Annotated in this window: 16 protein-coding genes; 9 read left to right on the forward strand and 7 right to left on the reverse strand. The window is 69.7% G+C overall.

Going from position 1 to position 14,727, the window contains the following annotated elements; all coding sequences use genetic code 11:
* Positions 1-4 precede the first annotated feature (4 nt).
* Together ACQP2X_RS01580 and ACQP2X_RS01585 are read left to right on the forward strand one after the other, a co-directional pair.
* A complete protein-coding gene (locus ACQP2X_RS01580) occupies positions 5-1,822 on the forward strand; it encodes a metallophosphoesterase (RefSeq protein ID WP_498693861.1) in 1,818 nt (605 codons plus the stop codon).
* Positions 1,823-1,872: 50 nt separating this feature from the next.
* Positions 1,873-3,432 (forward strand): recombinase family protein, encoded by a 1,560-nt coding sequence (locus ACQP2X_RS01585; protein WP_498693862.1) that lies wholly within the window; start codon positions 1,873-1,875, stop codon positions 3,430-3,432.
* Here ACQP2X_RS01585 and ACQP2X_RS01590 read toward each other — a convergent pair.
* The gene (locus ACQP2X_RS01590; RefSeq protein ID WP_498693864.1) at positions 3,405-4,247 is read right to left on the reverse strand and encodes a PSP1 domain-containing protein; all 843 of its coding nucleotides are present in this window, start codon (positions 4,245-4,247) and stop codon (positions 3,405-3,407) included. The genes ACQP2X_RS01585 and ACQP2X_RS01590 overlap by 28 nt on opposite strands.
* A 159-nt stretch (positions 4,248-4,406) precedes the next feature.
* Between ACQP2X_RS01590 and ACQP2X_RS01595 the strand changes: the two genes are divergently transcribed.
* Positions 4,407-6,593 carry a hypothetical protein gene (locus ACQP2X_RS01595; protein ID WP_498693867.1) on the forward strand — a complete coding sequence of 729 codons (2,187 nt, stop codon included), beginning with the start codon at positions 4,407-4,409 and terminating at the stop codon, positions 6,591-6,593.
* Positions 6,594-6,817: 224 nt separating this feature from the next.
* Here the strand turns inward: ACQP2X_RS01595 and ACQP2X_RS01600 are convergent, their stop codons facing one another.
* From ACQP2X_RS01600 to ACQP2X_RS01610, 3 genes are read right to left on the reverse strand one after another with little or no spacing between them, the layout of a single operon-like run.
* A complete protein-coding gene (locus tag ACQP2X_RS01600) occupies positions 6,818-7,432 on the reverse strand; it encodes a hypothetical protein (protein WP_498693868.1) in 615 nt (204 codons plus the stop codon).
* Positions 7,432-7,722, reverse strand: coding sequence for a hypothetical protein (locus tag ACQP2X_RS01605; RefSeq protein WP_498693870.1), 291 nt, complete (start codon positions 7,720-7,722; stop codon positions 7,432-7,434). The genes ACQP2X_RS01600 and ACQP2X_RS01605 overlap by 1 nt, the downstream gene beginning before the upstream one ends.
* A gap of 1 nt (position 7,723) precedes the next feature.
* Positions 7,724-8,050 carry a YbaB/EbfC family DNA-binding protein gene (locus tag ACQP2X_RS01610; RefSeq protein ID WP_498693872.1) on the reverse strand — a complete coding sequence of 109 codons (327 nt, stop codon included), beginning with the start codon at positions 8,048-8,050 and terminating at the stop codon, positions 7,724-7,726.
* 158 nt (positions 8,051-8,208) lie between these two features.
* On the opposite strand from ACQP2X_RS01610, the gene ACQP2X_RS01615 reads away from it, so the two are divergent.
* A complete protein-coding gene (locus ACQP2X_RS01615; RefSeq protein WP_498693873.1) occupies positions 8,209-9,402 on the forward strand; it encodes a DNA polymerase III subunit delta' in 1,194 nt (397 codons plus the stop codon).
* Here the strand turns inward: ACQP2X_RS01615 and ACQP2X_RS01620 are convergent.
* Both ACQP2X_RS01620 and ACQP2X_RS01625 read right to left on the reverse strand, forming a co-directional pair.
* Positions 9,383-9,931, reverse strand: a complete 549-nt coding sequence (locus ACQP2X_RS01620) for a type 1 glutamine amidotransferase domain-containing protein (RefSeq protein WP_498693874.1) — start codon at positions 9,929-9,931, stop codon at positions 9,383-9,385. The two genes, ACQP2X_RS01615 and ACQP2X_RS01620, sit on opposite strands and share 20 nt — an antisense overlap.
* A gap of 28 nt (positions 9,932-9,959) precedes the next feature.
* Positions 9,960-10,418: a DUF2231 domain-containing protein gene (locus ACQP2X_RS01625; protein ID WP_498693876.1), complete on the reverse strand. Its 459-nt coding sequence runs from the start codon at positions 10,416-10,418 to the stop codon at positions 9,960-9,962.
* Positions 10,419-10,833: 415 nt separating this feature from the next.
* Between ACQP2X_RS01625 and ACQP2X_RS01630 the strand changes: the two genes are divergently transcribed.
* The 5 genes from ACQP2X_RS01630 to ACQP2X_RS01650 all read left to right on the forward strand — a co-directional run bounded on the left by ACQP2X_RS01630 (position 10,834) and on the right by ACQP2X_RS01650 (position 13,610).
* Positions 10,834-11,289, forward strand: coding sequence for a DUF6232 family protein (locus ACQP2X_RS01630; RefSeq protein ID WP_498693878.1), 456 nt, complete (start codon positions 10,834-10,836; stop codon positions 11,287-11,289).
* A 165-nt stretch (positions 11,290-11,454) separates the two neighbouring features.
* Positions 11,455-12,372, forward strand: coding sequence for a helix-turn-helix domain-containing protein (locus ACQP2X_RS01635; protein WP_498693879.1), 918 nt, complete (start codon positions 11,455-11,457; stop codon positions 12,370-12,372).
* A gap of 41 nt (positions 12,373-12,413) precedes the next feature.
* Positions 12,414-12,599 carry a DUF397 domain-containing protein gene (locus ACQP2X_RS01640; RefSeq protein WP_498693881.1) on the forward strand — a complete coding sequence of 62 codons (186 nt, stop codon included), beginning with the start codon at positions 12,414-12,416 and terminating at the stop codon, positions 12,597-12,599.
* 225 nt (positions 12,600-12,824) lie between these two features.
* On the forward strand, positions 12,825-13,025 hold the full coding sequence (locus ACQP2X_RS01645) for a DUF397 domain-containing protein (protein WP_498693882.1): 201 nt from the start codon (positions 12,825-12,827) through the stop codon (positions 13,023-13,025).
* Between the two features lie 57 nt (positions 13,026-13,082).
* Positions 13,083-13,610: a DUF6226 family protein gene (locus tag ACQP2X_RS01650; protein WP_498693883.1), complete on the forward strand. Its 528-nt coding sequence runs from the start codon at positions 13,083-13,085 to the stop codon at positions 13,608-13,610.
* On the opposite strand, the gene ACQP2X_RS01655 is transcribed toward ACQP2X_RS01650, so the two are convergent.
* Positions 13,591-14,718 carry a geranylgeranyl reductase family protein gene (locus ACQP2X_RS01655; RefSeq protein ID WP_498693884.1) on the reverse strand — a complete coding sequence of 376 codons (1,128 nt, stop codon included), beginning with the start codon at positions 14,716-14,718 and terminating at the stop codon, positions 13,591-13,593. The genes ACQP2X_RS01650 and ACQP2X_RS01655 overlap by 20 nt on opposite strands.
* Positions 14,719-14,727 lie beyond the last annotated feature (9 nt).

A 14,727-nucleotide genomic window follows, 5' to 3' on the forward strand; every position in this document is an offset into this window, starting at 1 on the left:
AACGATGACCAATCGTACGCCATCGGTCCGGCCGGGGTTCGGCGGGTCCGCTGTAAACGGGGGAGCGAATCTGTCGTACGACGGGACTACTGTGCCTGGCGTGACCGACGATCACCCGCAGCCGGCCCCGCAGGGGCAGGTCGTGCCGCGCCGGCCGACCAGCATGGATCCTCGTGAGCTGGGCTTCGAACCCAAGCGCCCGGTGGGCTGGCTCGCGCCGTTGTTGCTGCTCAGCACGGGTCTGAGGGCCCTGCTGGCGATCCTCTTCGGCGCCTATCTGGACAAACGCGAGCTGCAGAACTCGCTCGACGGCGGCTGGTTCGACCACTCCAAGACACCCGACGGCGAGCTCTGGCTCGACTACGTGGCCGATCTCGGCGACGGCTTCCACGCCACCTATTCGGTGGCCTGGCTGCTGGCCCAGCCGACGCTGACGGTGGGCGACGCGACGCTGCCGCGCGGGCGGCTGCTGCTCATGGGCGGCGACCAGGTCTACCCGCTGGCCAGCGGCGACGGCTACGAGAGCCGGATGAAAGGGCCCTACCGGGCGGCCCTGCCCGAGCCGCCCGTCGAGGGGCACCGGCCGACCCTGTTCGCCCTGCCGGGCAACCACGACTGGTACGACGGTCTGACCGCGTTCCTGCGGCTGTTCGCGCGGCGCAAGGACGGGCACATCGGCGGGTGGCGCACCGAGCAGCGAAGGTCGTATTTCGCAGTCAAGCTGCCCTCGGACTGGTGGCTTTTCGCGATCGACGAGCAGTTCGGGGCGTACATCGACGATCCGCAGTTGCTGTACTTCGAGAAGGCGGCGCGTGACCTCGGCCCGGAGGACAGGGTCATCCTCATGACGCCGTCGCCGAAATGGGTGAAGGCGGCCGACGACCCGAAGGACTACGACGCGATCGACTACTTCGTCCGGACGATCATCGCGCCCCGCAAGGCGACGGTCCGGGTGATGGTCTCGGGCGACCTGCACCACTACGCGCGCTACGGCGACGACGACCGGCAGCTGATCACCTGCGGCGGCGGGGGCGCCTACCTGCTCGGCACGGCCCAGCTGCCCGACGAGATCGTGGTGCCGCCCGAGGGCACGCTGACCCGCAACCGCAGCGTGAGCCACACCTACCCGTTCCGAAAGGCCTTCCCCGACGCGGACGCGTCGCGGCGGATGGGCTGGGGCGTGTTCCACCGGGTCACGACCCGCAACGCCGGTTTCGCCACCATGCTCGGCATCATCACCACGCTGACCATGCTGGCGATGGCCGGCGCGGTGGTGCAGGACGACATCTTCAAGCGGCTGTTCAGCATTCCGCTGGTCTTCATGCTGGCGGTGATCCTGGCCGGCGCGGTGCTGTTCGCCCAGCCGCCCGGCGCCGACAAGCCGAAACACGCGCGGCACTGGATCCTCGGCCTGCTGCACGGCTTCGCCCAGATAGCGCTGGCCGCCGGCGGCACGTGGCTGTGGCTGCGGCTGCCGTTCCACGAGTGGTCCTGGCCCGGGCCGCTGGTGGTGGCCGCGGTGCTCTACCTGCCGGTCGGCGGTTTCGTGGCCACCCAGGTGTGCGCGCTCTACCTGCTGATCGCGAGCCGCTTCGACGTGAACGTCAACGAGCTCTTCGCCGGTCAGGGCATCGAAGACGCGAAAAGCTTCCTGCGCCTGCACATCGACCGCGACGGCACGCTCACCATCCACCCGATCGGCATCGACAAGATCAGCCGCAAATGGGAGGCCGACCCGCAGGGCGCCCCCGACGCGTCGTGGCTGCGCCCGGCCGAGCCCCTCGTGGCCCACCCCATCGAGGAGCCGATCCAGGTGCGCTGATGCTCGCTTTTCTCTTGACCGGGAGCAGCGAAGGCTCCTAGGGTAGTCGCGTGCCTAGCTTGCCCCGTATCAAGAGCATGGCCAGACGCCGCGCCATGCAGGCCGCTTCGACCACCACGGCGCTGCGTGCAGTCCTCTACCTGCGGATGAGCGTGGACAAGGCCGGCAACGGCGCGGGACTGGACCGCCAGGAGCAAGCATGTCGCGCGCTCGCCTTTGCCCGCGGATGGCAGGTGGTCGATGTCGTCGACGATACGGTCTCCGCCACGACCGGCCGGCTCATGGACCGTCCTGGCTGGCAGCGCGTCGTTCGCATGGTTGAAGCTGGCAACGCTGATCTGATCGTCGCCTGGCATCTGGACCGGGTGACACGCTCGATGAGAGATCTCGAGTGCCTGATCGACCTGGCACTGGAACGGAACATCGGCGTGGCGACCGCCACCGGCGACATCGACCTGACCACCGACGCCGGTCGCATGGTGGCCCGGATCCTGGCGGCAGTCGCATCGGCCGAAGCCGAACGGAAAGCGGAGCGGCAGATCCTGGCGAACGATGCGCGGGTGGCCGCCGGTAGACCGCAGTGGATCAGACGGCCTTTCGGCTACGAGATGGACGGCACGGTCCGCGAAGCGGAGGCGGCGGCCGTGCGAAAGGCCTACCACGACGTACTCGCGGGAAAACCGCTCACGACGGTGGCCCGGGAGTGGAACGAGGCGGGCTTCAGGACATCCGCGCCAGACCCAGCGACCGTTCGGCCGCAGGCGTCACCTAAGCATCACTACGCCCCGTCCGGGCGCTGGAACAATGTCGCCGTTCGATCGCTCTTACGGGCGGCGCGCAACATGGGAAGATCTACCCTGTACGGCCAGATCATGGGTGACGGCAATTGGACGCCGATCGTCGACGAAGCAACCTGGCGTGCGATGGAATCCTTCCTGGCCGACCGCGAGCGTCCGGACAGCACGGTGGGCAAGCTCGCCACACTGCTGTCTCGGATCGCCATCTGCGCGGCCTGTAGCGGCCCCATGGGAGCGAGCAAGCGGGGCGACGCACCGATCTACGTGTGTCAGGGGCTGAGAGACGAGGCCGCTAGCCGCGGGCATTGCCAACTCCCGTTAGCTTTCGCCGACGGCGTGGTCGTGTCCCGCCTGATCGAGCAGATGAGGAAGACTGGGCGAACAACATTCCGGGCGTACGCCCCGCCGATCGATCTCACGTCGCTGAAAGAGCGCGAGTCGGAGATCGAAGTACTGATGGCCGAACTGATCGAGGACCGCGCGGCGGGTCTCATCGACCGCACCGCTCTGCGCGCGGGCACCGCGCCGCTCCGGGACGAATTGTCCGAGATCAAGGCCGCGCTGGCAGAAGTGCGGGGGCACCCGCAGGGCCCGATCGACATCGACACCGCACGCGCGGAGTTCAATCGGCTGGACCTGGCAGAGCAGCGCGCTGTCCTGCGGGATGCGTTTGCCTTCATCCGCGTGATCCCCCGTGGAAAGGGGCGCCCCAAAGCGGGGCAGACGCCTTGGAAGGCGGAGCAGGTCGAGACCGAGTTCACCCCAGCGTGGTCAGCCAAATGTGGTCATGCGGACGACTCGCGGCCCTCATAAGCCTGTCTCGGTCCACAGACCGAGGCGCGCGAGCAAGAGCACCGGGAACCGTCGGAGTCCAGGCGCACCGTCACCGAATCCTTCGGAACGCTGTGGCCCACGACCCGGCCATCGCCCTCAGATGTTGTCACCCGGCTGCCAACGGGCGGGGCGGACTCGGCAAAACGGGCATATAGAGGATGTTCGTACTTGAGGCAGCACATGAGCCGGCCGCAGGCGCCGGAGATGCGCAGCGGGTTGAGGGGCAGGTCCTGGTCCTTCGCCATGCGGATGGTGACCGGCTCGAAGTCGGTCAGGAACGTCGCGCAGCACAGGTCGCGGCCGCATGAGCCGATGCCGCCCTGCACGCGGGCCGAGTCGCGGGCCGAGAGCTGGCGCAGCTCGACCCGGCAGTGCAGGGTGGCGCCGAGGTCGCGGACGAGAGACCGGAAATCGACCCGGTGGGGCGCCGTGAAGTAGATCGTCGTGCGGGCGCTGTTGCCGCCGGTCGGGTCCAGCACGTGATCGACGGCGACGACCTTCATGGGCAGCTCGTGCGCCTTGATCAGCTTTTTGGCGGCGACCTTGGCCTCGGCCTTGCGTTTGCGCAGCAACTCGTCGCGCCGCAGATCGTTGTCGTCGGCGATGCCGGCGACCTTCGGGAAGCCCGAGGTCTCCTCGCTCACCCACTGCGCCGCCCAGACGCACTCCGCCACCTCGGGGCCGTCGTCCGTGGGCACCAGCACACGGTCGCCGACCTGGGGCGAGAACTCGCCCGGGTCGAGGTAGTAGAGGCGGCCGTACCGGTTGAAGCTGACCGCGCACAGCATGCCCATGGTCACCACCCTACGACGTGGAAAAGCGCGCACCAAATGCCGGTTTTGGGCTACCCGGCAGGGTTGTCGCATAGATGCGGCACAACCGCCCCAATCGACCGTCGTTGGGCAGACCCGTAGACGTCGCTCAACTCGGAGCACATCGGGAGGGAACTACCCATGACGCCCGCCAGATCGCTGGCCGCCAGTGTCGTCGCGCTCGGTTTCACGGGTGCTCTCAGCGCCCCGCTGCCCGCGTTCGCCGCTCCCGCACCGTGTGAGCGGGCCGAGAGCTACGCGGCCCAGTCCGGTGCCGAGATGCTGCGCATCGAGAAGCTCGCCGTCCAGGTTCCCGACGTCCGCTACAAGAAGCCGAAGACGGAGAGCGCCCGGGACACCGGTGCCGCGGCCCGGGTGCTGGGCGCGGCGGACGGACCGATCGCCGACCCCGAGGACAGCGACACCCTGAGCGAGGGCATCGGCATGCTGGGCACGGCGGTGCTGGGCACGCTGACGCCGCGCCCGAAGGTCAAGGCGGCCACCGATGGCGAGGCTGACGTGGTCACCCCGGCCAACGAGGTCACCGGCCGTCTGGGTGAGCACGGCGAGAGCCTCGTGAGTGGACTGACGGCGTCCGGCCGATCTGCGGCGGTTTCCGGCATTTCGGGCGGTGGCGGCGCCGGAGGAGCGATGGATGGCGGAGTCGCGGAGTCGCGGGTGAACGCGGCCGGTGTGGCGGCCGCGCGGAATCCGGGCGAGAACGATGTCGGCTCGGGCGCGAATGATGCCGGCTCGGGCGCGAATGATGCCGGCCGGGGCGCGAACGATGTCGGCCGGGGCGCGAACGATGCCGGCCGGGGCGCGAACGGCGGCGGTTCGAGCGCGGATGGTGCCGGTGGAGCGGCGCACGTGGATGGCTCGGGTGCGAACGGCGCCAACGGCGCGGATGGCTCGGGTACGAACGGCGGCCACGTGGGCGGGTCGGGCGCGGATGGTGCTGACGGCGACGAGGGCGCTGCGGGCGCCAAGGACGACGGCACTGTCCGGAGCTCCGACAAAGATGGCGCTCAGAGCGACAAATCCGGCAAAGACGGCGACGAGTTCGACAGTGACAGGGATTCGGCCGGGGCTGAGGGCTCTGATGACGACGCGCGGAAGGGTGCTGTCGCGGAGAGTGGGAAGACCGCGACGCTGTCCGATGTGGGGGTCGGGGAGACCCGGACGGCGATGATCGCTGAGGCCAAGGTGGCGGCGGCGGCCTATGGGCGGCTGCTGGACGGGTCGGCTCAGGGCAGTGGAGGGCTCAGCAAGCCGCTGCTTCAGAAGGCGCCGCCCACCAATCCCGAGGCGGCGCATCGGGCGACGTCGGCCGGCAAGGCGGGGCCGATGAAGCTCGGGGCCGGGCAGCTGAAGGCGCACGCGCGCTGGGACGCCGGCATGGCCTGCGGCCGCGCTGTGGGTGAGACGACCCGCTCGGAGGCCGGGGTCACGAGCCTGCGGTTGTTGGACGGGCTTGTCCGCGTACCGGAGAAGCTCTCGAGCGAAAGCACGACGGCGCTGGAGCGAAGCGGCGAAGCGGCCAAGTCGGTGGCATCGTCCACTGTGAAGGCGGGCCGGATCGAGCTGGCCGGCGGCAAGGTGTTCGTGCGTGTGCTGCGGCCGCCGGTGCTGACCACCTCGATGTCGGCCGCCGAGGGTGGCAAGGTCGACTACCGCCCGGCCGTCGTGGAGGTCTCGGGTGACGGCATCGCCACGAAGCGGCTGGAGGCGCCGGGCGATCACGCCGACATCACACTGACTCCGGAACGTCACGCGACGGAGTCCGTGCCGCTGAGCCGCCTCTCCGGCCTGACTTCGTTGGGTAAGGGCGGACGCCTGCCTGTCCCGGCCGTGCCGGGCCTGCCCCCGGTGGCCGCGGCACCGAAGGCTGGACCGACCACTCCAAAGACCGCGCCGGAGGCTGGGCCGGAGACCGAGTCGGGCACGACTGCCGGCACCCGGCTGCGCGTCTCGCTCGGTGACGTCCGGCATGCGACTAAGGGCACCGCCATCGCGGCCAAGGCCACGGCCGTCAAGGTCTCGCTGGTTCAGGCCACCGCCGGCAAGCACGGCTCGAAGGACCGCGGAAAGCCTGGCTACGGCCCTCAGGCGCGGACCACTTTGGACCTGGCATTCGGCGTGCTGGAATCCGCCGCCGTCTCGCCCGCGGCCGGTCAGCCCGCCGGTGCGGGAACCGGTGGCGCCGGCGGTGGTCTTCCGGTCACCGGCCCGCGCCTCGACCGCCTGGCCATGGCCGGTGGAACTTTGCTGGTGGCGGGCATCGCCGCGGTGGCCGTGACCATGCGCCGCCGTCGCTCGCGGCACTGATGATCCGGAACCGGCGTCGACCGTATGGAGACTTGTCGATCTCCTGACGGATGAGTCAGCGGCGACGGACGTCCGGTCCTGCTCGCCCGAGCGGCCCGAAGCCGTCGTAACCCCGCGACAACCATCGATAGATGGCGTTGAGTAATCGGTACACCTGCGGGGGGTGCAGGGGGTTGCGGCGCCGCACTCGGATTCGAGTGCGGCGCCGCACCCATGTCAGGCCCCTACACCGGGATCGGGCTCGTCAGGTGGGTGGAGTTGTGCATCAGCTCCTCCGCTTCCGTGTAGAGCCCGGCGATCGTCCGCAGGACGTGGGCGGCGACCGTGGCGGCGGCCTCGATCTCGGCCGTCCCGGGTGGCGCGGTGACCGGCGTGGTCTGCAGGGTCAGCGCCTCGGCCGACAGCAGTGCCTCGCCCAGTGCCGTGGCCACGGTGTCGCGGGCCCGGGTCATCCAGTCGGACAGGGCCTCGGTCAGGTCGGCCGTCGCCTCCAGCCGCTCGTCGAGGCTGTCGTCGGCGCCGGCCAGGTGGGTGGCGACCCGGCGGCGGAGATCGTCGTACGTCTCGGCGGCCTCACCCTCCCACTCCCCGGGCGGCGGCAGGTCGGCGGCGGCGCCGGCGCACGATCGGGCGGCGGCTCGCAACGACGGCACGGCCCTGGTCAGCGCCTCGGGCCGGAGCGCGGCCACGGCGGCGACGGCGTCGGCGGGCAGGAGACGTACGCGCCGAAGCTCTTGCCAGATCTTGTGCTCGGCGGGGGCACCGGCCGCGTCGAGCACCTCCTCCACCCGGCGCAGCAGGGGGTGGGCGGCGTCGAGCAACTGGTCGAGGCGATCCATCAGAGCTCCAGGCGGCGGCGGACCGCGTCGTCGGTCTCGCGGTAGCCGTCGCGCGTGGCCCGGACCGAGGTGGCCATGCCGGCGAGGCGGGCCGAGGCGCTGGAGGCCTCTCGGGCGCGGGCGGCGACGGAGGCGCTCCAATGCTCGTGCAGGGAACGGCCGACGCGGCCGGGCAGCCCCGCTGCGGTCTCGGCGAACGAGCCGGGCGGGACGGTCAGCGGGGCCACCGCGCGTTCGACGGCGCGCAGGTCGTCGGCCGCGCGGTCGAGGCTCTCGGCGAGGTGGTCCATGTCAGTCCTCTCCCAGGGAGCGCGGCTGACCGAAGATCTCGCCGCGGAGCTTGTCGCGCGCCCAGCGGGCGGCGTCGGCCGCGGTGGCCACCACGGCCTGGAGCTCGCGGGTGAATTCGGAGGGTTCGCGGTGGTGCAGACCGCCGTGGACGCGCATGTCGGTTATCCGGCCGGTGGCGGTCACCGTGGCCTCGATCGAACCGTCGGGCGAGTGCACGGAGACCGTGTGCGACTCGACGGCGCGCTCGAAATCGGCCCGCAGCCGCTCGACGCGACGATGTCGGTCGATGGCCTCGCTGATCCACGCCTCGTCGATCTCCCGCGCCATGCCGGAGGCTCCTCACCGTGCGTCAGTGTCACGTCGCTTACCGGGACCAGAACGTACCCGGAAGAGTGAAGGCTCCGCTACGGGAAGTTCTCCACTGTGGATAACCCTCCTGTGGATAACTTCGAGGACTGTCGGACCCGCGCAATACCATCGTGTGCGTGAGTGAAGTCTTCGCAGATCTGGTGGGTCAGAACGACGCGGTCGCCACGCTGCGCCAGGCAGCGTCGGCGGCGGCGCGGGTCGTGGCCGGCGAGGAGGTGCCGGCCGGCGCCATGACCCATGCGTGGATCTTCACGGGCCCGCCCGGCAGCGGCCGTTCGGTGGCGGCCCGGGCGTTCGCGGCCGCCCTCCAGTGCGAGCGCGGCGGGGTGGGCTGCGGCGAGTGTCACGGCTGTCACACCGCGCTCGGCAAGACCCACGCCGACGTGCGGTTCGTGGTGCCCGAGGGCCTCTCGATCGGTGTGAACGAGATGCGGACCCTGGTGCTGCGGGCGGCGAGCGCGCCCTCCGGCGGCCGGTGGCAGGTCGTGGTCATCGAGGATGCCGACCGGCTCACCGAGCAGGCGGGAAACGCGCTGCTCAAGGCGATCGAGGAGCCGCCGCCGCGCACGGTCTTCCTGCTCTGCACCCCGTCGACGCATCCCGACGACATCTCGGTGACGATCCGGTCGCGCTGCCGGGTGGTGGCGTTGCGCCAGCCGCCGGCCGACGCGGTGGCCGAGGTCCTGGCCCGCCGCGACGGGGTGGCGCCCGACGTCGCGGCGTGGGCCGCGGCGGCCGCCCAGGGCCACGTCGGCCGGGCGAAAAGGCTGGCCGGTGACCCCGAGGCCCGCAGCCGGCGCGAGGCCGTCCTGGCCGTGCCGAGGCGGCTGAGCAGTGTGGGGGCCTGCTACGAGGCCGCCGCCGCGCTGATCAAGGCGGCCGAGGCCGAGGCGGCCGAGGCGGTGGTCGAGACCGACGCGGCCGAGCGCGCGGCGCTCGAGCAGGCACTGGGCGCGGGCGGCACGGGCCGGGGCGCGGCCGGCGCCATGCGAGGCGCCGCCGGCCAGCTGAAAGAGCTCGAGAAACGCCAGAAGTCCCGGGCCACCCGCTCCAAGCGCGACGCGCTCGACCGCGCGCTGGTCGACCTGGCCGGTTTCTACCGTGACGTCCTGATCACCAACCTGCGCGCGCCGGTCTCGGTCGTGCACACCGACACCGCCGCCCAGTCCGCGGCCGCCGCCGGGAAATGGAGCGCCGAGAGCACGCTGCGCCGTCTCGAAGCCGTGCTGGCCTGCCGCGACGCCATCGATCAGAACGTCAAGCCCGACATCGCGGTCGAGGCCATGATGCTCACTTTGTGGCGAGGTTGATCGCCGAGAGCAGCTCGCCGCAGAACGCCGGCAGGTCGTCGGGCTTGCGGCTCGTGATGAGGCGGTCGTCCACGAAGACCTCCTCGTCGACCCAGGTGGCGCCGGCGTTGGCGAGGTCGGTGCGCAGGCTGGGCCAGCTCGTCATGGTGCGGCCGCTGACCACGCCGGCCTCGACCAGCGTCCACGGCCCGTGGCAGATGGCGGCCACCGGCTTCCCGGAGGCCACGAAATCGCGGACGAACCGGACGGCGTCGCCGTCGGCGCGCAGGAAGTCAGGATTCGCGACGCCGCCGGGAAGGACGAGGGCGTCGTAGTCGGAGACGTCGGCGTCCTTCACCGACTTCTCCACCCGGTACGTGCCGGCCTTGTCCATGTGGTTGACGGCCTGGATCTCGCCGTCCTTGATGGAGACCAGCTCGGCGGTGCCACCGGCCGATTCCACGGCCTTGCGCGGCTCCGTGTACTCGACCTCCTCCACGCCGTCGGTGGCCAGGAAGGCAACGCGCTTGCCCTGGATCGAGGTGGTCATCGGTTGCCCCTTCTTCAACGACAAGAGATCAATAACCGCGATTCCCCAGAGCGGCCCGGGCAAACGCCGGCGTACGCCCATTGGCCAGCTGGCCGCCGAACCAGGCGCCGAATCCGCAGATGGCGACGGCGATGATCTCGAGCAGATAAAGGCCGGTTCCGGCGGCGCGATCGGGATTGCCGACCCGGACCATGAGAATGACGGCGAACAGGAACAGGACACCCATGTTCATCAAGGCCCGGAGCACGCCGAGCCGCTTGGTGTCGGCGCGGCGGACGAAAGCGAGATCAATAGCGCCCGCGGCCGCGGCGAGCACACCGGCGACCAGGCCGGCCACGATGTTCCAGTAGGCCAGTGTTCCCAGAATGCTAGGGCCACCCAGTTGATTCGCTGTATCGAAGATGAGGGCCATCGCGAACAGGCCAAGAGGAAACATCACCAGGATGGGTTGCACCGCCTGGCCCGCGATCTTGAGTCGGCTCTCCATGCGGGTTCATCACCCTTCCACCTGCGCTTTTACAGGATCGACAGTGGCATCCCTCGGTGGCCTACCCGGCCTGTTCGTCTATGAAACGCCGCAGGGCGGTGAGGGTGACGGGCCTCTCCCCGGCAGTCGGCTTGTACGCAATCTGCAACATGGCAGATTGATGTGTAGCGGACAGCCGTGTGGCGTGCTCTACTGCTAGTAGAGCAACAAGGGCGGAGACGGCAGAAGGGGAAAGCACAGCAGGAAGACAAAACAAACGGCACCCGGCGGCAACCGGGTGCCGTTCCTGCCTCTGCGCCTTTGCTGCGTCCGATCAAGCGTGGAAAGGATCAGCGGGGCGAGGGTCAATCAGTCGCTTCAGCCATCGTGGCCCCAATTTCCTCTCCTCGCAAGCCTCAGCCGAGAGGAGTGCGCCATGAGCAAACGTACCTACTACCGTGGGCCGGACGCCGTGGTTACCGACGATTACTTCGTCTGGAGGACTACACCCGTCAGGAGCTACGTGGTCCGCGATCTCCGCAATGTCGGCCAGCTGCGAGCGGTAGCCGAGCCGGCCTCACCTGTACGGGTCTCCGTGGCCGCCGCTCTCACCGTCGGGGTGATCGGTGCCGGCTGGACGGTGCTCGAGCCACCGCACGCGTATGCCATCGGCCTGGTTGCCGTGACGGTTCCCGTGGCTTGCACCCTGCCGTCCATGTTCCGCCGCCGGGGCGGTCGCGCGTGGGAGCTGCACGCCAGCTACCGCGGCGTCGAGGTGGTCCTGTACTCGTGTGCGGAAGAAAGGCAGTTCAACCAGGTCAAGCGGGCACTGCGAAGAGCGATGGAGGACGCTCGACCACCGGCGGGGGATCTTCGGCTCGCCGCCGCGTGACGACCTCGCCGGAGTGACGGGGACGTTTCGATCAAAACCGCACGACGTTCGCGTCGTTCTGGTAGGACGTAAGAATAAGCTGCCTCGCTGATGGCCAGTAGGCAATCAGCGAGGTAGCATCCTGCACCGACCCATCCACGCCACCGCTTCAACGATGAAGGACTCATGGCCGAGGGCGATTCGCCGACGATTGCACGCCTGCGCGTTCGCGTTGCGCTACGCGAAGCTCGCGAGGCGGCCGGCCTGACCCAGTTGCAGGTGGCCGAGGAGATGGAGTGGTCGAACAGCAAGGTCATCCGGATCGAGAAGGGCGACGTCACCGTCTCGATCAATGATCTGCGCGGCCTGCTCGCTCTGCTCGGCATTCGTGACAAGACAAAGATCAACTCGCTGCTCACCGACGCCCGGATCGCGCGGACGCGCCAGAAACACGACTCGGCGTGGTGGCACGAGGAACGGTTCCGCGACCAGATGTCGGAGAGCCTCCGCAAGTTCGTGGAGTACGAGGCGGAGACGTCGCAGCTGCGGTCGTTCAACATCTTCTACATCCCCGGTCCGCTGCAGACGCCCGAGTACGGGACGGCGCTGACGGGCACGTGGATGGAGGAGGCCGACTTCTCCCAGGACAAAGTCGACGCTCTGGTCGAGGCTCGGGCCCACCGCCGCGAGGCGCTGATCCGCCGCGGCGACTCGCTGGAATACCTGGTCCTGCTCGACCAGTCGGTGCTCATGCGATCGTTCGGCGGCCGGGCCGCCTTCATCGAACAGCTGCGCCAGCTCATCGAGCTCTCCGAGCGCGGGCTGTACAAGATGCGCATGCTGCCGTTCAGCCTGGAGATCGCGATCGCGAACAACGGGAGTTTCGAACTGGCCACCGTCGGTGTCGGCCGGGCGAACAATGAGGTCATGTACCGCGAGACCGGAGTGAGCGACGAGATCGTCGAGACCCGCCCGGACACGCTGCGGCACCGTAAGCGTTTCGATCAACTTTGGAAATTCGCCGACAGCGAGGGTGACACGACCGCCTTCGTGCAGAAGCGCATAGACGAGCTCGAGGCCAACCCTCCTGTCGTTAAAAGTTGAAATATTATTTGATGGTCATTGAAAACCACAGGAGTAGAGACATGCGCGAGTTGGAGTGGCGCCGGAGCAGCCGGTGCGCTGCGGGCAACTGTGTCGAAGTTGCCAAGGTGGATGGGCGGTACCTGATCCGTGACAGCAAGAACCCGCAGCTGCCCCCGCACTCGTTCGACGAGGACGAGTGGCTCGCGTTCACGGCAGGCGTGAAGGCCGGCGACTTCGCGTTCTGATCGGCCGCACCACCCGCCGCCCTGCGTGGGCTCCTACGCAGGGCGGTGTCGGCTAGCCGACTCGCCCGTGCGCCGTAAAATGGCCTGAGCCGCATATAAGAGTATAAATTCCCCGTACTTACGCGACATAACATGCATTCCCGCGCCGCCGGCGGCATTCACTCCTGCCGCGTCCCGAAACGGTCCCTTAACGTGGACTTCGGGAACCGGCACGGAGGTGTGCAAATGATCTACAGCGCCGACGAATTGCGATGGCAACGCTCGAGACGTTGCTCCAGCGGCACTTGCGTCGAAGTCGCCCAGGCGGACGGCAACATTCTGGTCCGCGACTCGAAGAACCCCGGGGGAGCTGTCCTCTCCTTCGACCCCTCGGAGTGGAGGGCGTTCGTGGAGGGTGTCAAGCAGGACGAGTTCTCCTTCGAATGAGGCGGGATCCGGCCGAACCGGTGGTCTGTCGCTGGCCGAGAGCGGCATACTGCGCGAGTGAGGGCCGACCCGCACGTATCCGGCGCCAACCGCTTCGCTGTCCTGCACGACGCGGCTGAGGCGCTGCTCGACGAGCTGGACCAGCGTTACATGGTCGACCGCAGGGAGACCAAGGAGCAGCTGGGGCCGGCCGAGGGCCTGGTGCGGATGGAGCGGTTGATGCCGCGTACGCCCGCGGCCGCGCCCCTCGCCATAGCCTTCACCGAATTTCCGGGCATCGTCGTGCGCCTGGGACGGTGGTGGGCCGAGGCGTTGCCCGCCTGCGGGTGCGAGGTCTGCTCCGAAGACCCGGCCCAGCTCGTCGACCTGCTCCGCAAACAGGCGTTCGCCCTGGTCGAGGGTGGTCTGTGGGAGCGGGTGCGCCGCGGCGTGGGCGGCTCCTGGTTCGAGACGCGACTGATCGGCGTCGGCATCAACGGCCGCCGTGAGGGACCGCTCACCCGCCAGGACGCCCGGGACGCGCGCCGCGGTGGCTTCGCGGCGCCGGTGTTGTGGGCGCCCTGGCCTACGCGCGGAAGAGAGTGAGCAGCGCCCGGACGCCCCGGCGCTCGACCACCCGCGCCATCGAGAGATCACCGCGGCAGAACGTCTCGAACGCCCGCCAGCCCAGCGGTGTGCCCATCGCGAGGTGGGCCACCGCGGGGTGCCGGGAGAAGGCGCCGAGCAGCCGTCGGCCCGCGGCCATCTCCGGCGCGAGCTCGCTCGTGACCCGCCGCTCGTAGGAGCCGAAATCTCCGCCGGCCGCGGCCTCGCCCGCCCATGCGCCGGATCGCAGCGCGTAGCTGATGCCCTCGCGGGTCCACGGCTCCAGCAGGCCCGCCGCGTCGCCGGCGACCGCGACCCGGCCGCGGCGCAGCGGGGAGTCCGGCTTGCGGCAGCGGGTCAGGTGGCCGGAGTCGCGCACGACCTCGCGCCCGCCGAGGCCCAGCCGGTCGACGAACGCGTTCAGATAGCGCTTGGTCTCGGCGCCGTTGCCCTTCGCCATGATCACGCCGACGGTCAGCTCGTCGTCCTTGGGGAAGACCCAGCCGTACGAGCCGGGGAACGGCCCCCAATCGAGCAGCACCCGGCCACGCCACCGCGCGCGGTCGGCCTCGGTCGCCGCCAGCTCCACCTCGAGGCCGAGATCCTGCTGGTCGAGGGTGATGCCGACGTAGCGGGAGGTGACGCCGGCCGAGCCGTCGGCGCCGATCACGACCCGGCCGGTGATCTCCTCGCCGTCGGCCAGCGTGACGGTGGCCGTGTCGTCGTCCTGGTCGATCGAGCGGACCTGGCTGTGGGGCCGGACGGTCGCGCCGGCCGCGGCCGCCGCCTTGGACCAGGCCAGGTCGAAGTCGTCACGGCGGACCATGGTGAGCAGCGGGCGACCGCTCGCGTGGCGGGTGAAGGAGCGCCGGCCGTCGCGGGTGAACGTGATCGACCCGATGGTGTCCCGGCCCGGCACGTCGATGAGCGGGGCCGCGATGGCGAGTGAGCTGCCCAGGAGGCCGCCGCCGCAGGTCTTGTAGCGGGGATGCTCGGCTCGCTCCAGCACGATCGTGCGCGCGCCGGCCGTGGCGGCCGCGTGCGCCGCCGACAATCCGGCCGGCCCGCCGCCGACCACCACGACATCCCAAGCCGGCTCCGCGATCACGGCCGCATT

Origin of the sequence: Actinoplanes sp. CA-131856 (genome assembly GCF_050956135.1) — a bacterium.
GTDB lineage: Bacteria > Actinomycetota > Actinomycetes > Mycobacteriales > Micromonosporaceae > Actinoplanes.